General features: G+C 73.3%; 18 protein-coding genes. 8 read left to right on the plus strand and 10 right to left on the minus strand.

Going from position 1 to position 20,015, the window contains the following annotated elements; translation table 11 throughout:
- The 4 genes from ACFY30_RS27975 to ACFY30_RS27990 form a co-directional block, all read left to right on the plus strand.
- Window positions 1-585 (plus strand): MBL fold metallo-hydrolase (locus ACFY30_RS27975; RefSeq protein WP_390847914.1); only part of this gene is annotated, 585 nt, incomplete at its 5' end.
- A gap of 77 nt (window positions 586-662) precedes the next feature.
- Window positions 663-1,577 (plus strand): SDR family oxidoreductase, encoded by a 915-nt coding sequence (locus tag ACFY30_RS27980; protein ID WP_390847915.1) that lies wholly within the window; start codon window positions 663-665, stop codon window positions 1,575-1,577.
- Between the two features lie 115 nt (window positions 1,578-1,692).
- Window positions 1,693-2,388, plus strand: a complete 696-nt coding sequence (locus ACFY30_RS27985) for a L,D-transpeptidase family protein (protein WP_390847916.1) — start codon at window positions 1,693-1,695, stop codon at window positions 2,386-2,388.
- A 114-nt stretch (window positions 2,389-2,502) separates the two neighbouring features.
- Complete coding sequence (locus ACFY30_RS27990) at window positions 2,503-2,688, plus strand: hypothetical protein (protein ID WP_390656615.1); 186 nt, start codon at window positions 2,503-2,505, stop codon at window positions 2,686-2,688.
- 99 nt (window positions 2,689-2,787) lie between these two features.
- Here the strand turns inward: ACFY30_RS27990 and ACFY30_RS27995 are convergent, their stop codons facing one another.
- The 3 genes from ACFY30_RS27995 to ACFY30_RS28005 all read right to left on the minus strand — a co-directional run bounded on the left by ACFY30_RS27995 (window position 2,788) and on the right by ACFY30_RS28005 (window position 6,212).
- Window positions 2,788-4,185: a S1 family peptidase gene (locus ACFY30_RS27995; protein ID WP_390847917.1), complete on the minus strand. Its 1,398-nt coding sequence runs from the start codon at window positions 4,183-4,185 to the stop codon at window positions 2,788-2,790.
- Between the two features lie 138 nt (window positions 4,186-4,323).
- Complete coding sequence (locus ACFY30_RS28000; protein WP_390847918.1) at window positions 4,324-5,124, minus strand: SAM-dependent methyltransferase; 801 nt, start codon at window positions 5,122-5,124, stop codon at window positions 4,324-4,326.
- Between the two features lie 44 nt (window positions 5,125-5,168).
- Window positions 5,169-6,212: a hypothetical protein gene (locus ACFY30_RS28005; RefSeq protein WP_390847919.1), complete on the minus strand. Its 1,044-nt coding sequence runs from the start codon at window positions 6,210-6,212 to the stop codon at window positions 5,169-5,171.
- Here ACFY30_RS28005 and ACFY30_RS28010 point away from each other — a divergent pair.
- Window positions 6,211-7,389 carry a MalY/PatB family protein gene (locus ACFY30_RS28010; RefSeq protein WP_390847920.1) on the plus strand — a complete coding sequence of 393 codons (1,179 nt, stop codon included), beginning with the start codon at window positions 6,211-6,213 and terminating at the stop codon, window positions 7,387-7,389. The two genes, ACFY30_RS28005 and ACFY30_RS28010, sit on opposite strands and share 2 nt — an antisense overlap.
- Window positions 7,390-7,450: 61 nt before the next feature.
- Complete coding sequence (locus tag ACFY30_RS28015; protein WP_390656620.1) at window positions 7,451-7,831, plus strand: PPOX class F420-dependent oxidoreductase; 381 nt, start codon at window positions 7,451-7,453, stop codon at window positions 7,829-7,831.
- Window positions 7,832-7,887: 56 nt separating this feature from the next.
- Here the strand turns inward: ACFY30_RS28015 and ACFY30_RS28020 are convergent, their stop codons facing one another.
- From ACFY30_RS28020 to ACFY30_RS28035, 4 genes are all read right to left on the minus strand, one after another.
- On the minus strand, window positions 7,888-10,653 hold the full coding sequence (locus tag ACFY30_RS28020) for an alpha/beta hydrolase family protein (protein ID WP_390847921.1): 2,766 nt from the start codon (window positions 10,651-10,653) through the stop codon (window positions 7,888-7,890).
- Window positions 10,654-11,047: 394 nt separating this feature from the next.
- Window positions 11,048-11,464, minus strand: a complete 417-nt coding sequence (locus tag ACFY30_RS28025) for a Zn-ribbon domain-containing OB-fold protein (protein ID WP_390656622.1) — start codon at window positions 11,462-11,464, stop codon at window positions 11,048-11,050.
- A 177-nt stretch (window positions 11,465-11,641) separates the two neighbouring features.
- The gene (locus tag ACFY30_RS28030) at window positions 11,642-12,367 is read right to left on the minus strand and encodes a TetR family transcriptional regulator (RefSeq protein WP_390847922.1); all 726 of its coding nucleotides are present in this window, start codon (window positions 12,365-12,367) and stop codon (window positions 11,642-11,644) included.
- A 92-nt stretch (window positions 12,368-12,459) separates the two neighbouring features.
- Entirely contained in the window at window positions 12,460-13,308 is an 849-nt protein-coding gene (locus tag ACFY30_RS28035; RefSeq protein ID WP_390847923.1) for a bifunctional methylenetetrahydrofolate dehydrogenase/methenyltetrahydrofolate cyclohydrolase, read from the minus strand.
- Window positions 13,309-13,441: 133 nt separating this feature from the next.
- Here ACFY30_RS28035 and ACFY30_RS28040 point away from each other — a divergent pair, with 133 nt between their 5' ends.
- Together ACFY30_RS28040 and ACFY30_RS28045 are read left to right on the plus strand one after the other, a co-directional pair.
- A complete protein-coding gene (locus ACFY30_RS28040) occupies window positions 13,442-14,269 on the plus strand; it encodes a hypothetical protein (RefSeq protein WP_390847924.1) in 828 nt (275 codons plus the stop codon).
- 60 nt (window positions 14,270-14,329) lie between these two features.
- Entirely contained in the window at window positions 14,330-15,790 is a 1,461-nt protein-coding gene (locus tag ACFY30_RS28045; protein ID WP_390847925.1) for a peptidoglycan-binding protein, read from the plus strand.
- A 113-nt stretch (window positions 15,791-15,903) separates the two neighbouring features.
- Here ACFY30_RS28045 and ACFY30_RS28050 read toward each other — a convergent pair whose 3' ends face one another.
- The 3 genes from ACFY30_RS28050 to ACFY30_RS28060 all read right to left on the minus strand — a co-directional run bounded on the left by ACFY30_RS28050 (window position 15,904) and on the right by ACFY30_RS28060 (window position 19,995).
- Window positions 15,904-18,234 (minus strand): SpoIIE family protein phosphatase, encoded by a 2,331-nt coding sequence (locus ACFY30_RS28050; RefSeq protein WP_390848106.1) that lies wholly within the window; start codon window positions 18,232-18,234, stop codon window positions 15,904-15,906.
- 136 nt (window positions 18,235-18,370) lie between these two features.
- On the minus strand, window positions 18,371-18,754 hold the full coding sequence (locus ACFY30_RS28055; protein ID WP_390656627.1) for a hypothetical protein: 384 nt from the start codon (window positions 18,752-18,754) through the stop codon (window positions 18,371-18,373).
- A gap of 320 nt (window positions 18,755-19,074) precedes the next feature.
- Window positions 19,075-19,995 carry a MurR/RpiR family transcriptional regulator gene (locus ACFY30_RS28060; RefSeq protein ID WP_390847927.1) on the minus strand — a complete coding sequence of 307 codons (921 nt, stop codon included), beginning with the start codon at window positions 19,993-19,995 and terminating at the stop codon, window positions 19,075-19,077.
- Between the last annotated feature and the right edge of the window lie 20 nt (window positions 19,996-20,015).

Consider the following 20,015-nt stretch of genomic DNA (forward strand, 5'->3'; position numbering starts at 1 on the left):
CTCGACGGCGGCACCTGGGACGTGGACAACAACGTGTGGCTCGTCGGTGACGACCACGAGGTCGTCGTCATCGACGCCGCCCACGACGCCACCGCCATCGCCGAGGCCGTCGGAGACCGGCGGCTGACCGCCATCGTGTGCACCCACGCCCACAACGACCACATCGACGCCGCGCCCGCCCTCGCGGACCTGACCGGCGCCACCATCTGGCTGCACCCCGACGACCTGCCGTTGTGGAAGCTCACCCACCCCGATCGCGAGCCCGACGCCCATCTGGCCGACGGCCAGGTCATCGAGGCCGCCGGCGCCGACCTGACGGTCCTGCACACCCCCGGGCACGCGCCCGGCGCGGTCTGTCTGTACGACCCCGGGCTCGGCGTGCTGTTCAGCGGCGACACGCTCTTCGCGGGTGGGCCGGGGGCCACCGGGCGGTCGTACAGCCACTTCCCGACGATCATCACGTCCCTTCGCGAGAAGCTGCTCGGCCTCCCGCCCGAGACGAAGGTGCTCACCGGGCACGGGGACGCCACGACCATCGGCGCCGAGGCCCCTCACCTGGACGAGTGGATCGCGCGGGGCCACTGACAAAAGGCGACAGGAGATGTCCGGCTTCCCCGGCACCCTCGAGGGGACACCACTCGCCAGGGAAAGGGAGGCCGGACATGCCGGGTCCGCTGCAGGGCAGGGTCGCGCTCGTCGCCGGAGCGACACGAGGTGCCGGGCGGGGGATCGCCGTCGAACTGGGCGCGGCCGGCGCCACCGTCTACGTGACGGGACGCACCACCCGGGCCCGCCGCTCCGAGTACGACCGCCCCGAGACGATCGAGGACACCGCCGACCTGGTCACCGAGGCCGGCGGCCGGGGCGTCGCCGTCCCCACCGACCATCTCGACCCCGGCCAGGTCCGCGCCCTCGTCGACCGTGTCGACGCCGAGCAGGGCCGGCTCGACGTCCTCGTCAACGACATCTGGGGCGGCGAGCACCTCTTCGAGTGGGACACCCCGGTCTGGGAGCACGACCTGGACAAGGGCCTCAGGCTCCTCCGGCTCGCCGTCGAGACGCACGCCGTCACCAGCCACCACGCCCTGCCGCTGCTGCTGCGCCACCCCGGCGGCCTGGTCGTCGAGATGACCGACGGCACCGCCGAGTACAACCGCGACACGTACCGGGTGAACTTCTTCTACGACCTCGCCAAGGCGTCCGTGCTGCGCATGGCCTTCGCCCTCGGCCACGAACTCGGCCCGCGCGGCGCCACCGCCGTCGCGCTCACCCCCGGCTGGCTGCGCTCGGAGATCATGCTCGACACCTTCGGAGTGACCGAGGACACCTGGCGCGACGCCCTCGACCGCGTCCCCCACTTCGCCATCTCCGAGACGCCCCGATACGTCGGCCGGGCCGTCGCCGCCCTCGCCGCCGACCCCGACGTGGCCCGCTTCAACGGCGGGTCGCTCTCCAGCGGCGGCCTCGCCCCGGTCTACGGCTTCACCGACCTCGACGGCAGCCGCCCGGACGCCTGGCGCTACCTGACGGAGGTCCAGGACGCGGGAAAACCGGCGGACGTGACGGGCTACCGCTGAGCGTCGTGAGACGAAGTTCACCGTTTCGTCACAGGTTGAGCAATACCACAACCATCGCCCCGGTGCACTGGTCTAGGTTGACGAGACCGCACACCGCGCCAGGAAGAGGGCACCCATGGGGGACATACGCAGACGAGGAGCCGTCGCGCTCGGGGTCACCGGACTGGTGGCCCCGCTGACGCTCGCGCTGGGCGCCGCACCCGCCCAGGCCGCGAGCTGCACCACACAGGCCGGGCCGTACCAGAAGCAGGTCGAGAAGTTCCTCGGCCGGCCCGTCGACGGCAGGCAGTCGACCGCCGACTGCAGGGCCATCCAGGCCTTCCAGAACAAGCACGGCATCACCCCGAACATCGGCTACGCGGGTCCCGTCACCTGGGGTGTGATGGACCTCATGAACAAGCAGAAGGCGGTGGGCAGCGACCCGAACAAGGCCGGCAAGTGCCCGACCGACAAGGGCCGGATCGCCTGCGTCAACCTCACTCTCCAGATCAGCTGGATCCAGGACGGCAGCAGGCTCGTCTACGGTCCGGTCCCGGTCCGCACCGGCCGCAACGGGTACGAGACCCGCACCGGTCTGAAGAAGATCTACTGGCGTGACATCGACCACGTCTCCACGATCTACAACGTGCCGATGCCCTACAGCCAGTTCTTCGACGGCGGCCAGGCCTTCCACTCGGTCAACCTCAGCATGTGGAACCCGCCGGGCTCCCACGGCTGCGTCAACATGACCACGACCACCGCCAAGAAGTACTGGTCGCTGCTGAAGAACGGCGACGACGTCTTCGTCTACGGCCGCAAGCCGGGAACCTGACGGCTCGGGGCCCGTCGGACCGCTGGGGGTTGACCGGGCGACGTGATCAGCAACACGGTACGGAATGCCCGAATTATCCGTACTTACTCACACGGCCTTCACGTCGGGAGCCGTATGCTTCACAGCATGTCCACCACTGTTGAAACCGTTTCCGATCGCTCGGCTGACGAGGTCAACGAGGAGATCAGGGCCCTGTGGCTGCGGTCGGGCGGGACACTGAGCGTCGAGCAGCGTGAGGAGTACCAGCGGCTCGTGCTGGAGTGGGCCGCCGCGGCCCCGCAGCCGGCGGACGCTGTCTGACGCTCCCCGAGGACCGCAGAGCCTCGAAGACCGAAGCGGGCACCCTGGCCGGGTGCCCTTTTCGTTTTCCTCGGGGGGATCCGCGGTGTCCGTCGGGGCTCAGCTCCAGGTCGCCGAGTAGTACTCCCGGTAGGCCTTGCGGTCCTGTTCGGCGCGGATGTAGCGGGTCGCGACCAGGGCGACCAGACTGCCGCCGATGACCAGCAGACCGGGACCGATGTTCCTCGGGTCGGTCAGCCGGGAGGCGAGGGTCGCCCCGTCACCGAGGCCACCCACCGGGGTGGTCGAGCCCGGCGAGGCCGAACCCGGCGCGATCGCCGCCTGGGTGGGCGAGCCGGACGGCTGGGGGGCATCGGACGGAGTGGCGGCGCCCTGCCCGGCGTTGTCCGAGGGCGCGGCCACGATGAGCGTCACGCCCAGCTGAGCCAGCGCCCGGGTCACCGGCTGGAAGAACGTCGTACCGCCCGTCGTGCAGTCACCGCTGCCGCCCGAGGTGATGCCGAGGGCGATACCCTCCGAGAACATCGGCCCGCCGCTGTCGCCGGGTTCGGCGCACACGTTCGTCTCGATCAGCCCGCTGACCGTGCCCTCCGGGTAGTTCACCGTCGCGTCGAGCCCGGTGACCTGACCGTCGCGCAGCCCGGTCGTGCTGCCGCTGCGGAACACCCGCTGGCCGACGGCCGCGTCGCCGGTGCCCGTGATGCGCACCCCGTTGCCGTCGCCGATCGCCACCACGTCGGCCCCGTCCCCGGCCTTGCCGCTCGCGTACTGCACCAGCGAGAAGTCGTTGACGGGGAAGCTCTGGTTGACCGTCTGCCCCACCTGCTGCTTGGCCGTGTTGTCGGCGAACCAGGTCGACCCGGTCGGCCCGCAGTGCCCGGCGGTGAGGATGAAGTCGTTCGTCCCGTTGGTCACGTTGAAGCCCGCCGAACAGCGCCCGCCGGTCGACAGGATCGGCTGGGCGCCGTTGAGGCGGGTGGTGAACGTGCCGGAGGTGCGCTCCATACGGACGTAACTGCCGATGTCCGCCGCTGTGTTCGTCAGCTCCGCCCAGTCGGAGGCCGACACGGTGCTGTCGGCCTGCACGACCACCTCGTTGGTCCGGTAGTCGGTCACCCACGCCGTACCGGGCACCTTGGGTGCCGAACGCAGGGTCGCCGTCGCCGACTTGAGCTCGTTCATGCTGTGGCTCACGAGCTTCGCCTCGGCGCCCGCCTTCCGGACCGCGGCGGCCGACTCCTCGTCGGTGACCGCGACGACCGGCTGCCCGTCCTCGTCGAGCCAGGTGCCCGCCGTACGCGCGGTGCCGAGCTTCTTGACCAGCGCCGCGCCCGGATTGGTGACGACGGTCTCCGGCGCGCTGCGGGGCGTCGCCGAGCCGGCGGGCGTCTCGGTCGCCATGGCCGCCTGGGTGACCATGGTGCCGCCCAGAAGGAGTCCGCCGACTGCCGCCAGCCGTGTCACTCGCCGGACGATCCGTCGTCGTACGTGCCTCATGCCTGGCTCCCGAAACCCCGAACGTGCGGCCTCAACACCGCGGGGCCCTCCGGTCGTTGAGTGCCCTCATCCCCATACGTGCGAAGCCCCGGCCGCGTTCAGCGCGGACGCGGTCACATCCCGGTGCCGGCGATCACCTCAGCGTTTTCGAGCCACCCCGCCGAACATCGCGACCTCCTCGGGCTCCACGCCGTCCGCCGACCGGGCCGAGGGGCGCCAGCGCGAGCACGACACCACGCCCGGTTCCAGCAGCTCCAGGCCGTCGAAGAAGCGGGCCACCTCGTCGGGGGTGCGCTGGGTCAGCTTCGGCGTGCCGTGCTCGTTCCAGAACTTCACGGCCTCGTCCACGTCCGGCATCGCCGGGCTGGTGATGGTGTGCGACAGCACCAGATGGCTCCCCGGCGCCAGCCGGTCGACCAGCCCGCGCACCAGCCCGTACGGGTCCTCCTCGTCGCCGATGAAGATGACCACGCCGAGCAGCATCAGCGCGACCGGCTGGTCGAAGTCCAGCGTCTTGGCCGCGTGGGCGAGGATCGCGTCGGCGTTGCGCAGGTCCTCGTCGAGGTAGTCGGTGCGGCCCTCGGGCGTGCTGGTGAGCAGAGCACGGGCGTGCGCCAGCACCAGCGGGTCGTTGTCGACGTAGACGACCCGCGCCTCCGGGGCGAGCTGCTGGGCCACCTCGTGCGTGTTGTCCGCGGTCGGCAGACCGGTGCCGATGTCGAGGAACTGGCGGATGCCGGCCTCGGTCACCAGGTGCTCCACGGCCCGCCCCAGGAAGAGCCGGTCGGCGCGGGCGTACGCGCCGATGTCCGGGTGTAACTCCCGGATCCGGTCGCCGGTCTCCCGGTCGACGTCGTAGTTGTCCTTGCCGCCCAGCCAGTAGTTCCAGATGCGGGCGGTGTGCGGCTGGGTGATGTCGATGCGGCTGTGCTCTGTCATGGACCGGCTCCGGCGAGAAGGGATGACGTGCGTCAACCAGCAATCTAGACAAGGGTGTTGACGTCGGTGGCAGGACCCCCGGATTCCTCCGGCGCCGGACCGAGCAGCGCCCAGCTGCGCGCGTCGCCCCACACGGCCGATCCGCCGGTGTAGGGGCGCAGCAGCGCGGTGAGCGCGGGGTCGCCGTGCCCGTTCAGCTCGTCGGAGGCGACCTTGCGGGCGATCCCGGCGAGGAAGTCGGCGAGCTGCACCCGCGCGTCGTCGCGCGCGACGACGAGCCGCAGCCCGGTGAGCCCGATGCCCTCCCGCTCCGCCGCGTCCTCGATCCAGGCGATCCGCTCCGGCGTGAGCATGTTCTGCCGGTCGTGGGCCAGCCGGACCGGACGCCCGCCGCGGCTCCAGTGCGCCGCCGTGCGCAGGACGGAGGGCAGCAGGGGATTGAGAAGCGGAATGAGAGGTGCCGGTCCGGCCCCGATCCCGTCGCGGTAGGCGACCGCACGGCACCGCTCGGCTGCCAGTCGCGCCAGAAGGTCCGCGGCCCGCGTCCCGGAATACGTCCGCCGCAGGGTGCCGACCGTGCGGAAGAAGGCGTCGACGGGGTCCTGAGGCCCCTCTCCGGGCCGCACCCGCAGCAGTCGGTTGGCCGCTCCCAGGAAATCCCGCCATTCCCCTTCCGTGAAAGTGCGCCGCCCCTCGCGGAAGAGCTCACCGGCCGCCTCCGGGGCGTCGAGCAGCAGACCCGCGGTCCGGTCGACGACGAAGAAGGCCTTCTCGACCAGGTGCACATGGGCGTGCCCGTACAGCGGGCCGGATTCCGACAGCAGCCATTCCAGGACCGCCCGGTGTTTCTCCCGCAGCAGATGGTTCGCCTTGTACTCCTCGGCGGGCGAACGGATTCGGCCGCGGATTTCCTGGACCTGCGCGGCCGCGCATTCCATCGGCAGCCGCACACTGGCGTGCGCGAACACGTCCGTGTTGCCGCCGGTGAGATTCTCGCCGTCCGAGCCGGACTCGTCGCACGCCACTTCCAGGGATGTCCCGTTCACCCGATCCCAGGTCACACCGCGGCCCCCTATCTTGTGCCCCATGACCAGGATCCCGCACGAAACCGCCGGTGGACCAAACCCTTTTCACGCCGTCACCCTCGAGCGTCTGCGATGTCGTACGAGCATGAAATGGCGCACTTATCCGGCCGACGTCCTTCCGCTGTGGGTCGCGGAGATGGACGTGCCGCTCGCCGCGCCCGTGGTCCGCGCGGTCACGGAGGCCATGGAGCTCGGCGACACCGGCTATCCGGCGGGCACCGGCTACGCGGAGGCGCTGGCCGGCTTCGCCGCCAAGCGGTGGGGGTGGCACGGGCTCGCCGTCGAGCGGACCTCGATCGTGCCGGACGTGATGCTGGGCGTCGTCGAGATGCTCAAGCTGGTGACCGGGCCCGGCGATCCGGTCGTCGTCAACCCGCCCGTGTATCCGCCGTTCTTCCCGTTCATCACCCATCTGGACCGCCGGATCGCCGAGGCGCCGCTCGGCACGGACGGCCGGCTCGACCTCGGCGTCCTGGAGGAGACCTACCGGCGGGCCGTCGCGGGCGGCGGGCGGCCCGCCCATCTGCTGTGCAGCCCGCACAACCCCACCGGCACCGTGCACAGCGCCGGGGAACTGGCCGCCGTCGCCGCCCTCGCCGAGCGGTACGGCGTCCGTGTCGTGGTCGACGAGATCCATGCCCCGGTCACCGCCGCCGGTGTCGATTTCGTGCCCTACCTCAGCGTGCCTGGCGCGGGCAACGGCCTGTCGCTGATGTCGGCGTCCAAGGCGTGGAACCTGGCCGGCCTCAAGGCGGCCCTGGCCGTGGCGGGCCCCGGGGCCGCCGCCGATCTGGCCCGGCTGCCCGAGGAGGTCCGGCACGGTGCCAGTCATGTGGGCGTCCTCGCCCACACCGCCGCCCTGAGCGACGGCACCGCCTGGCTGGACGCCCTGCTGACCGGCCTCGACGCCAACCGGCGCCTGCTCGCCGCCCTGCTGGCCGAGCACCTTCCCGGCGTCCGGTACCGGCCCGCGGAGGGCACCTACCTCGCCTGGCTGGACTGCCGGGCCCTGGACCTCGGGGACGACCCGGCCGGGGTGTTCCTCGAACGCGGACGGGTGGCGTTGAGCTCCGGATCCGAGTTCGGCACCGGTGGGGCCGGGCACGTACGGCTGAATCTGGCCACCTCGCCGGAGATCCTCACCGCGGGCGTGCGCCGGATGGCCGCCGCCCTGCGCTGATCCCGGCACGACCCGACGCCGCCGCGGGTGGTGGCACCGACCGCGGCCTAGACTGCCGGACATGGACGAGAAGGCGCTCGACCGGCTGGGTGAGGGTAAGTACCTGCTGATCACCAGCTACCGCAAGAACGGGACCGGGGTCGCGACCCCGGTCTGGGTGGTGCGGGACGGAGACGCGCTCGGCGCCTGGTCGGCCGCCGACGCCTGGAAGGTGAAGCGGATCCGGGCCCGCGGTGACGTCCTGGTCGGCCCCTGCGACGTGCGCGGCAACCCCACCGGCGAGCAGATCCCGGCCACCGCCGAGATCTGCGACCCGGAGACCACCGCCCGCTACCGCACCCTGATCGCCCGCAAGTACGGCCTCCTGGGGCGTATGACGCTCCTGGGCAGCCGGCTGCGGCGAGGGCTCGACGGGACGGTCGGGATCCGCGTGACCCTGTGAACGGGTGAGGGGGCACGGACCGGCCGGCCCGTGCCCCCCTTCTCCTACGGCGCGGCCTACGGCGCGTCCGTCACCGTCCCCGTCTGCGCGGGGTGGCCGGGCAGCGGCTCGGCGTTGTCGTCGGTCAGCGCCAGACGCACCGACTCGACCGGCTCGGCCAGCTGGTCCTTCACCGTCGGCACGATGAACCGGGCGGTGGTGGTCCCGGCCGGGATCTGCGTCCACACCCACAGGTTCGCCTGGGACAGCGGACGCTCCGGGTCGGGCGCCTCACCCGCGTAGTCCATCAGCCACTGCGGGTCCACGTCCTTGGTGGACAGTTCCGTGCCCTCCGTGACGGGCAGCACCCGGGCGGGCTGCCAGATGTCCACGTCGGCCGGCGCGGAGAGGGAGAGCCGCCAGGTCAGCGTCCCGCCCTCGGTGACCTTGTCCGTGACCGGGGTCAGGGTGACCTCGGGCGCGGGGTCGTCGTTCTCCGCGACGACCCCGCCGAGGTAGGAGCCGACGACCGCGCCCCGTACGGCCTTGGCGACGAGGTCGTGCTGCTGGTCGTAGCCGAAGCGCGTGTCGCCCTTCACCACCACGGGCACGTCGACGGGGGTGCTGCCGGGGCGTACCGTGACCAGCTTGTCCACGGCCCGGCCGGACTCCGGGTCCAGGACGGAGAAGCGGACCTTGCCGCTGCCGTGCCCGGAGACCTTGACCGGAATGTGGTACGTGCGGGTGCCGGAGTCGCCCTCCTTGACCCTGAGCCGGCCGATGTCGACGCGCGGCAGCGCCGCGGCACGCACGGCCGGGGTGCCGGGCGCCCAGCCCCAGGCGTCCATCAGCCAGGCCCGCCCCGACCGGGAACGCGGAGTCAGTTCGAGCGCCTTGACGTGCTTGAGATCGAACCCGCCGCGGGTGGCCGCGGTCAGCGGGACACGCACCTCGCGCGCCCAGTAGGAGGCGGTGCGCTCGGTGCCGGGCAGTCCGTCGACCTTGACCTGCCCGAGCCTGGCCCGGCGGCCGGCGGAGTCGGTGACCGACACGTCCAGCTTGGTGCCCGTGGTGTTCGGCGGCACGAAGACGCGCAGCGCCAGGTTCTTCGCGCCGGACAGGGAGAGCGGCTTCGTGGGGGTGACCCTCGCCGCCGTACCGGGCGCCGACCACTTCAGCGCGACCGCGCCGCGGCCGGCCTCCTTCGCCGTCACCCACCAGGCGAAGTGGGGTGAGGTCCCCCCGGCGTCCTCGCTCAGACAGGCCTTGGCCGGGTCCGGGTCGGTCGCCGCGCACAGCTTGGCGCCGGTCACCTTCACGCCGGCGTCGGGCAGGAACCCGCCGGTGCGGCGGGCGCCGACCGCGTGGGTCAGCACCCGCGCCGGGTCGGCCGAGGGAGCGCGCCGCCCGGTGCCGTCGAGCAGCGGGCGCACCCGGTCGTCGCCGCCGACGAACAGCCGGGCCGAGGCGGCGATGTAGGTGGCGCCGGCCTTGTGCTGCTGGTCGGCGGTCAGCCGGGTACGGGTCCCGGCGGAGCACACCGGGTCGCGCTCGCCCTCCGGGTCGTCCCAGAAGTCGTCGAAGGAGGGCGCCTGCGACTTGCCCGGCGTCCACTCGGTGTTGAAGAAGTTGTGGTTCGCGCCGACCACGTACACGGCGCTGTGCAGGGCGGCGCCCTTGCTGATGCCGCGCGTGCCGTCGGCGTACACCTCGCCCTGGAGGTCGGAGACGTCGCCGTCGCAGCCGGGCAGGATGGTCGTGGACGGGACGTCGGCGACCGGATTCTGGCCGAAGATCGTCGGTCCGATGAGCACCGTGCCGCGGATCTTCCAGCGGACCGGCCCGCGGTAGCCGTCCTGTGCGGCGGGTGCCGGGTAGAGGCTGTCCATCGCGGCGCGGTTGACGCCCTCGCCGCCGCGCGAGTGGCCGACGAGCAGGACGCGGGAGAGGTCGGCCTCGGGCGCGTCGCGCACCACCGCCGGGGCGTTGCCCTGACGGTCGGCCCAGCCGGCCCACCGGGCGAGGTGCTGCCGCACCAGCGAGGAGCGGGCCTGCGCGCCGCCGTCCTCGGCCGCCCAGTCCTGGCCGTTGATGCCGTTGGCGGAGATCGACACCGTCACATAGCCCTGCGAGGCCAGCAGCTTCTGGTCCTGCAGATAGCCCTTGTAGCTCGGGACGGACTTCAGGCCCGCCGGGCAGGGCCAGTCGCCGGTGGCGTCGTCGCCGCCGGGCTTGTAGCAGGTGCCGTGCCGGCCGTGCAGGAACAGCGCGAGCGGCCGCTTGCCGGTGGCGCCCTTCGGCGCGACGACCACGGCCTGCATCTCGACCGGCTGGGCGAAGCCGGGCAGCTTCACCGGGTCGAGGTCGTACTCACCGGTGACCGTGCGGTACGCGCCCGGCTTGCCGGGGTCGACGGGGTTCGCCGGGGGCGCGGCCGGGGGCCGCGCGGCGGCCAGGGAGTTTCGCGCGGCCGCGCCGGAGCCGTCGGCGGGCGCGTCCAGCCGGCGTCCGGCCGCCAGGACCCGCAGGTCCTTCAGCGGTGCGGCCCGGTCGAGGGTGAGCCGGAAGGTGCGGCCGTCCCCGGCCGCCTTCGGTACGCCGAGCAGCCGGCCGCCCGCGTGGAACTCCACCCGGGCGTCCCCCATGGGCACGGTCCGCTCCGACCGCCAGACCAGCTCACGCGTCGCGCCCTCGCCGCTGACGCGCCATCCCGGCGGCAGCTCGCTGTCGGACGCCGCCGACGTCGTGCCGGGCGGCTGCTGGGCCTGGGCCGGTCCCGGTGATCCCGCCAGTGCCGCGAGCACGGCCACGGCGGTGACACCTATGCGACGGGCATGGGTCAAGGGTCCCCTCCTCACACTTCGAGCGCGGGCGCCCCGTCTGTTCCGGGAGCGCCTCACGCCACGGAGGAAGGGATACGGGATCTGTGGGTTGCCTGTGACGACGGAATCCGTCCGTGGACGACAAGAATCCGGACACCTCATGAGCCGAACTCCCCACCCGGGCAAGGCAGTCGTCGGCACCGGTCACCGCGCCCGGACCTTCGGGGCGGCCGCCGGCGACCCCGTACTCGCCCAGGGAGGGCTGTCGGTTGATGGTCGACAGCAGCGCGGGCTGGAGGGGGAGGTGGAGGTCGAGGAGAGCCTCGGGCGGCCGGTGCGCGTGAGGGATGTCGTGCCCGGGGGCCGGCGGACGGGTCCGTACCCCGGGTTCAGCGCGTGGTGCGGCGGGCAGCCGTCAGTGGTGCCAGGCCCGGTAGGGCTCGTCGACCAGTTGGAACACGGGCTCGCCGCGCACCGGGTCCTTCACCGTGGACAGGCGCACGCGGTCGCCGCTGTGGATGCCGATGAGCGGGCCCATGACCCGGCCGCGCACCACGAACCCCTCCGCCATCTCCACCAGCGACACATTGCGCGCGGAGGGGGTGTTGCGGTGGACCACGGTGGAATGACGGACCGTCCCGGTGCCCTCGCTGCGTTCCGTACGCAGGTCGCTGCCCTGGCACACCGGACACAGCAGCCGGTGGTACATGGCGGTGCCGCACCAGGTGCAGCGCTGGAAGAGGATCGCCTCGCCGTCGCCCTTCGCGCGGTCGAGCAGGCCCGCCGAGGAGCCGGCTGCCTGCTGAACGGCGGTTCCTGAGTGGTGGTACACGCTGGTCAACTCCCTGCCCTGGGCCCGGAATCCATGTGCGCGGCTCACCCGTGCACGGACGTGCGCGGTTCACCGTGCCACCGTGCACGGGCTCAGAGTATGGCACTCAGTGCCAGGCGTAAAGGCACTGCGTACCCCCAATATCCGAGGAGTGCGCGCCCCGGATCCCGTCCCGGGCTACGTCCGGCCGAGCGTCGTCTCGATCTCCTGCACCACCCGCCACAGGGGCGCCCCGCGCCGGGACACGACGACGACGACGTCGTCGGGGTCCTCCGGCCGTACGTCAGCGCGAGGCGCGGGCGGGGGGTTCGGGCCCGCCCCGAACGCCGACTGCACATAGGCCAGTGCGTGGTCCACGGTCGCGGTCGCGTCGCCCTGGCCGTCGGAACGCAGCCAGGACCGCAGGGCGTTGTTGTGCGCGGCGACCACGGCGGAGGCGATCACGTCGGCCCGCAGACTGCCGTCGGACCGGCCGGCGAAGCGGCCCCGCAGATAGGCGGCGAGGGCGCGTTCGTAGCGCCACACCACGGACAGCTCGTACGCGCGCAGTCCCGGCACCTGCTTGGTGAGCCGGTAGCGCTGCACGGAGAAGGAGGGGTTCTCGGCGTACATCAGCAGCACGAGCCGGGCCGCGTCGCACACACGGCGCACCGGCTCCGCGTCCTCCTCGCTCGCGGCGAGGAAGGCGGTCATGTCGGCCAGGCACCGCTCGTGGTCGGGGAAGACCACGTCCTCCTTGGAGGGGAAGTAGCGGAAGAAGGACCGCCGCCCGACGCCCGCGAGGGCCACGATGTCGTCGACGGTGGTCTGCTCGTAGCCCCGCTCCAGGAACAGCCGGAAGGCCGCCGCGACCAGGGCGTCCCGCATGGGCGGCTTGGCCTCCGCCTTCTCAGTGGCGCTCATGGACGGGAACGTAACACCCGAGACCCCGCGATGGCACTCAGTTCCCTCTCGTCAGGGAACTGAGTGCCTGGCACGCGGTGCCGGGCAGGGTGTCAGAGCCGCTCGGCCGCCTCGACGACGTTCGTCAGCAGCATCGCGCGGGTCATCGGACCGACGCCGCCGATCGGCGGGGCGAAGGAGCCGGCGACGTCACCGACGTCCGGGTGGACGTCGCCGAGGACGCCCTCGACCGTGCGGGTCAGGCCCACCGACAGCACGGTGGCACCCGGCTTGATCCAGTCGGGCCGCACCAGATGGGCCACTCCGGCGGCGGCGACCACGACGTCCGCCTCCCGGGCGTGCGCGGCGACGTCCTGGGTGGCCTCGTGGCACAGGGTCACCGTGGCGTGCTCGGTGGCACGGGTCAGCATCAGGCCCAGCGGCCGGCCCACCGTCACACCGCAGCCGATGACGCAGAACTGCTGCCCGGTGATGGGCACATGGTTGCGGCGCAGCAGGTCGATGATGCCGCGCGGCGTGCAGGGCAGCGGCGCCGGGATGCCCAGCACCAGCCGGCCCAGATTGGTCGGGTGCAGGCCGTCGGCGTCCTTGACCGGGTCGATCAGCTCCAGCACGGCGTGCGTGTCGATGTGGGCGGGCAGCGGAAGCTGCACGATGAAGCCGGTGCACGACGGGTCGGCGTTCAGCCGCAGCACCGCGGCCTCGACGTCGGCCTGCGAGGCGTCGGCCGGGAGCTCCACCCGGATCGACGCGATGCCGACCTGTGCGCAGTCCCGGTGCTTGCCGCCCACGTAGGAACGGCTGCCCGCGTCGTCGCCGACGAGGATCGTGCCGAGCCCGGGGGTGATGCCGCGCTCCTTCAACGCCTGGACGCGGAGGGCGAGTTCGTTCTTGATGTCGGCCGCGGCGGCCTTGCCGTCGAGAAGTGTTGCGGTGGTCACGGGAGTCGTCGGGCCCTTCAGGAGAAAAACGACGGTCCTGTCATCGTACGACCCGTCCGTCCCCCTCCCCGCAGGAGTCCCGCGCACCCCGTCGTACCCTTTGCGCACCGCAGCCCAGCTCAGAGGAGACCCCGTGCCGTCCGCCCGCCCCCGCCTCCTCTACGTCACCGACCTGGCCTACCCCGCCCGCGGCCGACGCTACGGCGACGAGGACGTCTTCCTCACCTCCCGGCTGCGCGCCGACTTCGACCTGGCCCTGTGCCACCCCCTGGACGCGGAGGCCCTGATGGGCGCCTTCGACGCGGTGGTCGTCCGCAACAGCGGCCCCGTGCTCGGCTACCGGCAGCAGTACGAGGCCTTCCGTGAGCGCGCCCTACGGGACGGCGTCCGCGTGTACAACCCGCTGACCGGCCGCGCCGACATGGCCGGCAAGCAGTACCTTCTCGACCTGAGCGCCGAGGGCTTTCCGGTGATCCCCACGGTCGACCGCGCCGAGGATCTGCACCTGCTCCCCGGGACCGACCGGTACGTCGTCAAGCCCAAGCTGGGCGCCGACTCCATAGGCCTGCGGATCGTCACCCCCGACCGCCTCCCCGCCCTGGCCGACGGCAGCGTCCTCGTCCAGCCGTGCGTCGACTTCGCGTACGAGGTCTCCTTCTACTTCGTGGACCACGACTTCCAGTACGCCCTGCACGCCCCGGACCCCGACCGCCGCTGGCAGCTCCAGCCGTACGGACCCACGTCCCGCGACCTGGAGTTCGCCCGCCGCTTCATCGACTGGAACGGCCTGGCGCACGGCATCCAGCGCGTCGACGCCTGCCGCGCTCCCGGCGGCGAGCTGCTGCTGGTCGAGCTGGAGGACCTCAACCCCTACCTCTCCCTGGACGCCCTCGACGACACGGCCCGGGACGCGTTCGTCGCCGCGACCACGCGTTCCCTGCGGCGCTTCCTCGCCGGCTGAACCCGTTCGCCCGTCCGCCCGTATCTCTCCGCGGGGGAACGGAACGGAGGGAGATCCAGGGTGCCGACACCGGCCGAACCGGGGCAGCCGCAGGAACGACGGGTCGTGGAGCCCATCCGGGTGCTGCGGCCCCGCAACACCGATGCCCTGGCGGAACTGTTCCGCGAGATGACCGAGCTGACCAAGGACCCGGTCTCCTACGAGTCCATCCCCCTGGCGGCCGAACCGGCCGCCGGCGGTGGGGCGGAGACGGAGGAACTCCCGCCGACGGACCCCTGGGCGGCCGACCCCACACCGCCGCCGGGCGGCCCCCGGACCACGACGGCCGCCCCCGAGGACACCGGCCCCCCGACGGAACCGGTCACCGCCGAGGACTGGGCGTCCGGACCGGGGTCCGTGAGCGGCCCGCGGGACTGGGCGTCCGGGCATGGGGCCGTGGCAGATCACGGCGGGCCGGGGGACTGGACGTCAGGGCCCGGGTCCGGGGCGGAGCAGGGCGGCCTCGGGGGCCGGACGCCCGGGCACGGGTCCGTGACGGGAGACGACGGCCACCGGGACTGGGTATCCGGGTCCGGCGCCGGGACGGAGCAGGAGGGTCACCGGGACGGGGCCTTCGGTCACGCGCCCGCGACGGAGCGGGGCGGCGCGCCGGGGCGGGCGGCCGGACCCGGGCGGGCGACGGACGGCGGCGGGTTCCGGGCCGACGAGGGCGGCGGGCACGGATACGCGGCGGATCCCGGCGGCGGCCGGGACTGGGCGCAGGACGACGCCGGCCGGTACGCGGCGGCCCCCGGCGGGACACACGGGCGGACACCCGCGTCACCGCCCCCGGGCCGCGACCGCGCGGCCGGTCACGACCTGCCGGGGCCCTCTTCCGGGCCGCGCGGCGCGCGTCGCCCGGGGCCGGGCCCACGCCACCCCCACGGCTCCGGGGCGGCCCGTCCCGCCGCCGGTTACCCGTACGGGTCCTTTCCCGGGCGGGCCGGCACGGGAGCCGGCCCGGCGGGTGCCCCCGCTGCGGGGGCGGCACCCGGCGGGGCGGGCCGGTGGCGGCGCCACGCCCAGGGAGCGGCGCCCGCAGCGGGTGGCGCGCGGGCGCGCGACGAGGACGGCTCCGGGACCGGGCTGCGCCGGGCGGCCATCACGGTCGGTGTGTGCGCCGCCGCGCTCGTCGGCTTCGCCGCCGCGCTCCTGGTGCCGGGCCGGGGCGGTGAGGCGGCCGCGGAGACCGTCCAGCCGACGCAGACCGCCACCCAGGCGGAGAGTTCGTCCCCGTCCACCGACCCCGACGGCGCCGGCACCCTCCGGGAGGGGGACAGCGGGCCCGAGGTGACCGATCTCCAGCAGCGGCTGCTGAAGATCCCGGACGTGTACCGCGACGGCGCCACCGACGGCCGCTACGACACCGTCCTCACCGAGGCCGTGGCCCGCTTCCAGCTCTGGTACGGGATCCGCGGCGACGAGGACGGCGTCTACGGCGACGACACCCGCGAGGCCCTGGAGTCACGCACCGGCGGATGACGGGGCGCAGCCTCCAGAACGGGGGCGGACGGCGATGTGGCGCGCGTTCGGCACCCCGCCACGTCGGGCCGAAGAGCCACGCGACGACCGAGCGCCCACCGGGGCCGGCCGGGTCACTCCCCGCCGTCCCGCGGCACCTGGATGTCCAGCACGCACACGTCGTCCCGGCCCTCCGGCTCCAGCAGCAGGCCGAGCAGCCGCTCCAGCGGGGCCGGTCCGCCGGGGCCGGGCGGCGCGGCGGCCAGGGCGAGCCTCTCCAGGCCCCGGTCGATGCTCTCCCCGGGCCGTTCGACGAGCCCGTCGGTGTACAGCACCAGCCGGTCACCGGGTGCGAGGCGGCACTCGGCCTCCTCGTAGCGCGGGTGGTCGCTCGCGCCGAGCAGGATGCCGCGGGGCCGCTCGAGGTAACGTGCCTCGCCGCCGCGCAGCAGCAGCGGCGGGGGGTGACCGGCCTGCGCCCACACCAGCCGCCCCTCGCGCGGGCTGTAGCGGGCCAGCACCAGGGTCGCCGTGCCGTGCGGGTCGCGGGAGTGCAGCAGCAGGGTGTTGAGGCGGGCGAGCGCCCCGGTGAGCGACGAACCGGTGATGACCATGCCCTTGGCGGTGAACCTGAGCAGGGCCATCGCGGCGACGGCGTCCATGCCGTGCCCGGCGACGTCGCCCACCACGAACAACGCGTCCCCGTCGGGCAGTTCGATGGCGCTGAACCAGTCGCCGCCCACGCTGAGCCCCGACTGCGCGGGCAGGTAGGCGATGTCGACCCGCAGGCCGGCCAGCCACACGGGTTGCTTCGGCAGCGGAAGGAGGGCGTCCTGGAGCCGGGCCGCGACCGTGCGCTCGGCCATCAGCACGCCGTGCTGGGTGAGCATCGCCCGCTCACTGGCGACGAGGGCGAGTTCGGCGCTGCGCTGGGCGCTGACGTCCTGGATGAAGCCGTGCGCCTCGACGGGGGTGCCCTCGGCGTCCGCCACCGCCTCGGCGACCACCCGCAGATGACGGTTGCCGTCACCGGCCGCGACCCGGAACGGCACGTCGCACGGCCGCCCTTCCCGCACCAGCTCCCCCACGGCACGGGCCAGCGCGGGCACGTCCTCGGGCACCGCGACCCGGGGGAGCTGGGTCAGCGGCACGGGCCCGCGCGCGGCGTCGCGTCCGAGGATGGCGTAGACCTGGGAGGACCAGTTCCCCTCGCCGGTGGTGAGGTTCCAGGTGGCCCAGCCGAGGTTGCCCAGCCGCTGCACGTCCGCCAGCCGCTGCTCCTGGCGGTCCGAGGGGTCGTGCCGGATCCAGCTGACGACCAGTCCGTCGCCCAGCCGCGCCACCCGCGCCGTGTACGTGGCCAGTTCGCTGACCCCGGCGACGACCTGCTGCCGGGCGAACGGCTCGCTCTCGTACGGCTCGTCGCCCGCCAGCGCTTTCAGGCACCCCTGCCACAGCGGTTCGTCCGCCGCCGCCGGCCAGCACTCCAGGAAGCGCAGGCCGAGCAGTTCACGGCCGCCGCGGCCGAAGGAGTCCGAGGTGTCGGCGGCCACGGCCTCGATCCTGAAGTCCTCGACGGTGCCCGCCGCCCCGCGCAACGGGGTGAGCAGCACCGCGGCGACCGGCAGCCGGTCGAACACCGTCTGCACGGCGTCCGCGGCGGCGCCGACGCCGGGTTCCCGCCGGACGCCGAACGTGCGCAACGGGCCCGCGCACAGTCGCGCGGCGGCCAGCAGGTGCTCGCGCGCATCGGGCGTGAACGGGCCCTCGTGGCGGCGCAGGACACCGATCGCGACCGCGGTCGTCTCCCCGGTGGCCACGGGCAGCCAGGCCCGCGAGCCCCACCGCCGGGGCGGGTCCCCGATCAGCAGGTACCGTCTGCTGTCCGCCTCCGGGTTCTCCAGCCAGCGCGCCTCGCCGGTGGCCAGGGCGTCCAGCGCGGCGATCCCGGCCAGCGGCGGCACCCGGCTCCACTGCCGGGCCAGGATGTCGTCGACGCCGGCGTGCCCGATCAGTTCCAGCCCGCCGCTCGGCAGCCGCGCGTAGATCATGACCGCGTCGGCGCCCACGTCCGGGGAGAGCCGGTCGAGCAGGCAGCGGGCGAGATCCTGCGAGGTGCCCACGCGCACGAGGGCCCGGGCGAGACGGCCCAGGGCCGCCGAACCGGCCTCGTCCGGGCGCGGGAGCGGCTCGTCCTGGACGGCGGCGGCCGCGGACGGCCGCGGGGCGCCGCCCGCGGGCGGCGGGGCCAGGGAGCCGAGCGTGATCCAGCACTCCTCCAGCAGCGTCCGCCGGGCGGCCTTGGCCCGCAGCTGCAGTGCCTCCAGCGCGGCGTCCGGGGAACAGCCGAGCTGCGCCATCACGGCGCCCTTGGCCCGCTCCAGTACGGCCGAGGAAGCCGCCAGTTCCTGGAGCCGGTCCATCTCGGCCCGCTGGCGCGCCACGACCCGGGTCAGGGCGGCCATGTCGGGCACGTCACCGGACCCGAGGGGCAGGGCGGGTTCGCTCGTCACGCCTTGAGCATGGCACACGGACGTGGAATCGATCGCGGCCTTGCGGCAACGCCCCCGTCAGCGACGATGCCGGAACGGACGGTGTCGTTCAGCGGCCGGAGCCGTGCTCGACCAGGCCCTGGGTGACGGCGCGGACGCTGCGGGCGATGTGCTGGAGCTGCATGAGCTCGGCGGCGTACAGCTTGATGGTGTGTTCGATGACCGACTCGGGCATGCCCAGCCGGGGCAGGTCCGCGCGGGCCGTCTGCAGCGCGGTGCGGGCCACCCGGATCTCCTGCTGGACCTGGATCTGAGCGTGGCGGGCGAGCAGCACCGGGTGACGCAGCAGCACCGGGTAGCTCGCGTAGCGCGCGGGCACCAGTTCGCGCAGCCACTTCGCGGCCGAGCGCTCCCAGTCGTAACTGCCGGGGGTCTTGACCTGGCACGGCCAGTCCGGGCTGATGCGCTGCGTCGTCGTCAGAGTCATGGTCATCGCTTCCGGGTGTACGGCGTCGGGACGGGTGGTCCGACGTTGTGTGGGGCGGCCCCGGTCTAGGGGATGACCGGGGCCGCCACGGGCGCTCGCGCTGGCGATGCCCCGAGCACCCTCAGCGCCGACGTGGGTAGGGGACGACGGCTTCGGGTGCCCGTTCAGGAGCCCTTCGCGGGCGGGTGCGGCCGTGAGCAGTATTTATATATGCCGACTGGTTTGCAAGACGTATGAAAACATTCATGCGTGATTTGACCGCAATGGTCCCCCTGCGTCTGTACGGGGGAGGGGGGTGGCCTACGCGGCCCGGTCGGTCCGGTGGGTCACTCGCGCAGGAAGAACTGGTGCTGCTCGGCGATCTGCTCGTACTCCTCCAGGCGCGCCTGGGTGCGCTCCGGCCCGGCGTCCGTCATGGCCTGGAGCAGCGCGGCGGCCATCACCCCGGGGGCGGCGTAGGAGTCGAACACCAGCCGCGAGCCGGTGCCCGTGGCGAAGGTGACGTCGGCCTCGTCGGCCACGGGGCCCAGCGCCAGATCGGTGACCAGCGCGACCTTCAGACCGGCGCTGCGCGCGACCCGCAGCGCCGTCAGGGTCTCCTGCGCGTGCCGGGGCATCGAGAACGCCAGCACCCAGGTCCCGCCGGCCTCCCGGGACTGCAGCAGCGCGTCGTAGGCGACGCTGCCGCCCCGGGTCACCAGCCGTACGTCCGGGTGGACGCGGCGGGCGGCGTAGTCGAAGTACTCGGCGAGCGAGGCGGAGATCCTCAGGCCCAGGACGGTCAGCGGGGTCGACTGCGACAGCGCCCGGCCGATCTCGATGACCCGGTCGGGGTCGGCGAAGTCGCGCCGCAGGTTCTCCAGGTTCTCGATCTCCGCGTCGACCGCCGCCTGCAGCTCGTTGCTCCGGTTCACCTCGTCCGGGGCGGGGCCGGCCAGCGTCCCGAGCGCGATCGACTGGAGCTTCTCGCGCAGCGCGGGGTAGCCGCTGAAGCCGACGGCCGCGGCGAACCGGGTCACCGAGGGCTGGCTGACCCCGACCCGGTCGGCGAGGTCGGTGATCGACAGGAACGCCGCCTCGGTGATGTGCTCGATCAGATACTGGGCGATGCGTCGCTGCCCCGGGGAAAGATGGGGTCCGTCGAAGAGGGCCCTGAGCCGGGAGGTCGGGGACACCTCCGCTTCCGGATCCGTCTTGCCCGAGGTGATCGCTGATGCCTGTGCGCGTGCCTGTTGCGGCGATGGCACCGGTGCGCCTCCTTTGTCTC

Origin of the sequence: Streptomyces sp. NPDC000345 (genome assembly GCF_042898825.1) — a bacterium.
GTDB lineage: Bacteria > Actinomycetota > Actinomycetes > Streptomycetales > Streptomycetaceae > Streptomyces.

Excerpts from the sequence above, each read along its gene's own strand:
- ACFY30_RS27980 (WP_390847915.1), top strand. The coding sequence starts at position 663 with ATGCCGGGTCCGCTGCAGGGCAGGGTCGCGCTCGTCGCCGGAGCGACA.
- ACFY30_RS27985 (WP_390847916.1), top strand. The coding sequence starts at position 1,693 with ATGGGGGACATACGCAGACGAGGAGCCGTCGCGCTCGGGGTCACCGGA.
- ACFY30_RS27990 (WP_390656615.1), top strand. The coding sequence starts at position 2,503 with ATGCTTCACAGCATGTCCACCACTGTTGAAACCGTTTCCGATCGCTCG.
- ACFY30_RS27995 (WP_390847917.1), bottom strand. The coding sequence starts at position 4,185 with ATGAGGCACGTACGACGACGGATCGTCCGGCGAGTGACACGGCTGGCG.
- ACFY30_RS28000 (WP_390847918.1), bottom strand. The coding sequence starts at position 5,124 with ATGACAGAGCACAGCCGCATCGACATCACCCAGCCGCACACCGCCCGC.
- ACFY30_RS28010 (WP_390847920.1), top strand. The coding sequence starts at position 6,211 with ATGACCAGGATCCCGCACGAAACCGCCGGTGGACCAAACCCTTTTCAC.
- ACFY30_RS28005 (WP_390847919.1), bottom strand. The coding sequence starts at position 6,212 with ATGGGGCACAAGATAGGGGGCCGCGGTGTGACCTGGGATCGGGTGAAC.
- ACFY30_RS28015 (WP_390656620.1), top strand. The coding sequence starts at position 7,451 with ATGGACGAGAAGGCGCTCGACCGGCTGGGTGAGGGTAAGTACCTGCTG.
- ACFY30_RS28030 (WP_390847922.1), bottom strand. The coding sequence starts at position 12,367 with ATGAGCGCCACTGAGAAGGCGGAGGCCAAGCCGCCCATGCGGGACGCC.
- ACFY30_RS28050 (WP_390848106.1), bottom strand. The coding sequence starts at position 18,234 with ATGGCCGCCCTGACCCGGGTCGTGGCGCGCCAGCGGGCCGAGATGGAC.
- ACFY30_RS28055 (WP_390656627.1), bottom strand. The coding sequence starts at position 18,754 with ATGACCATGACTCTGACGACGACGCAGCGCATCAGCCCGGACTGGCCG.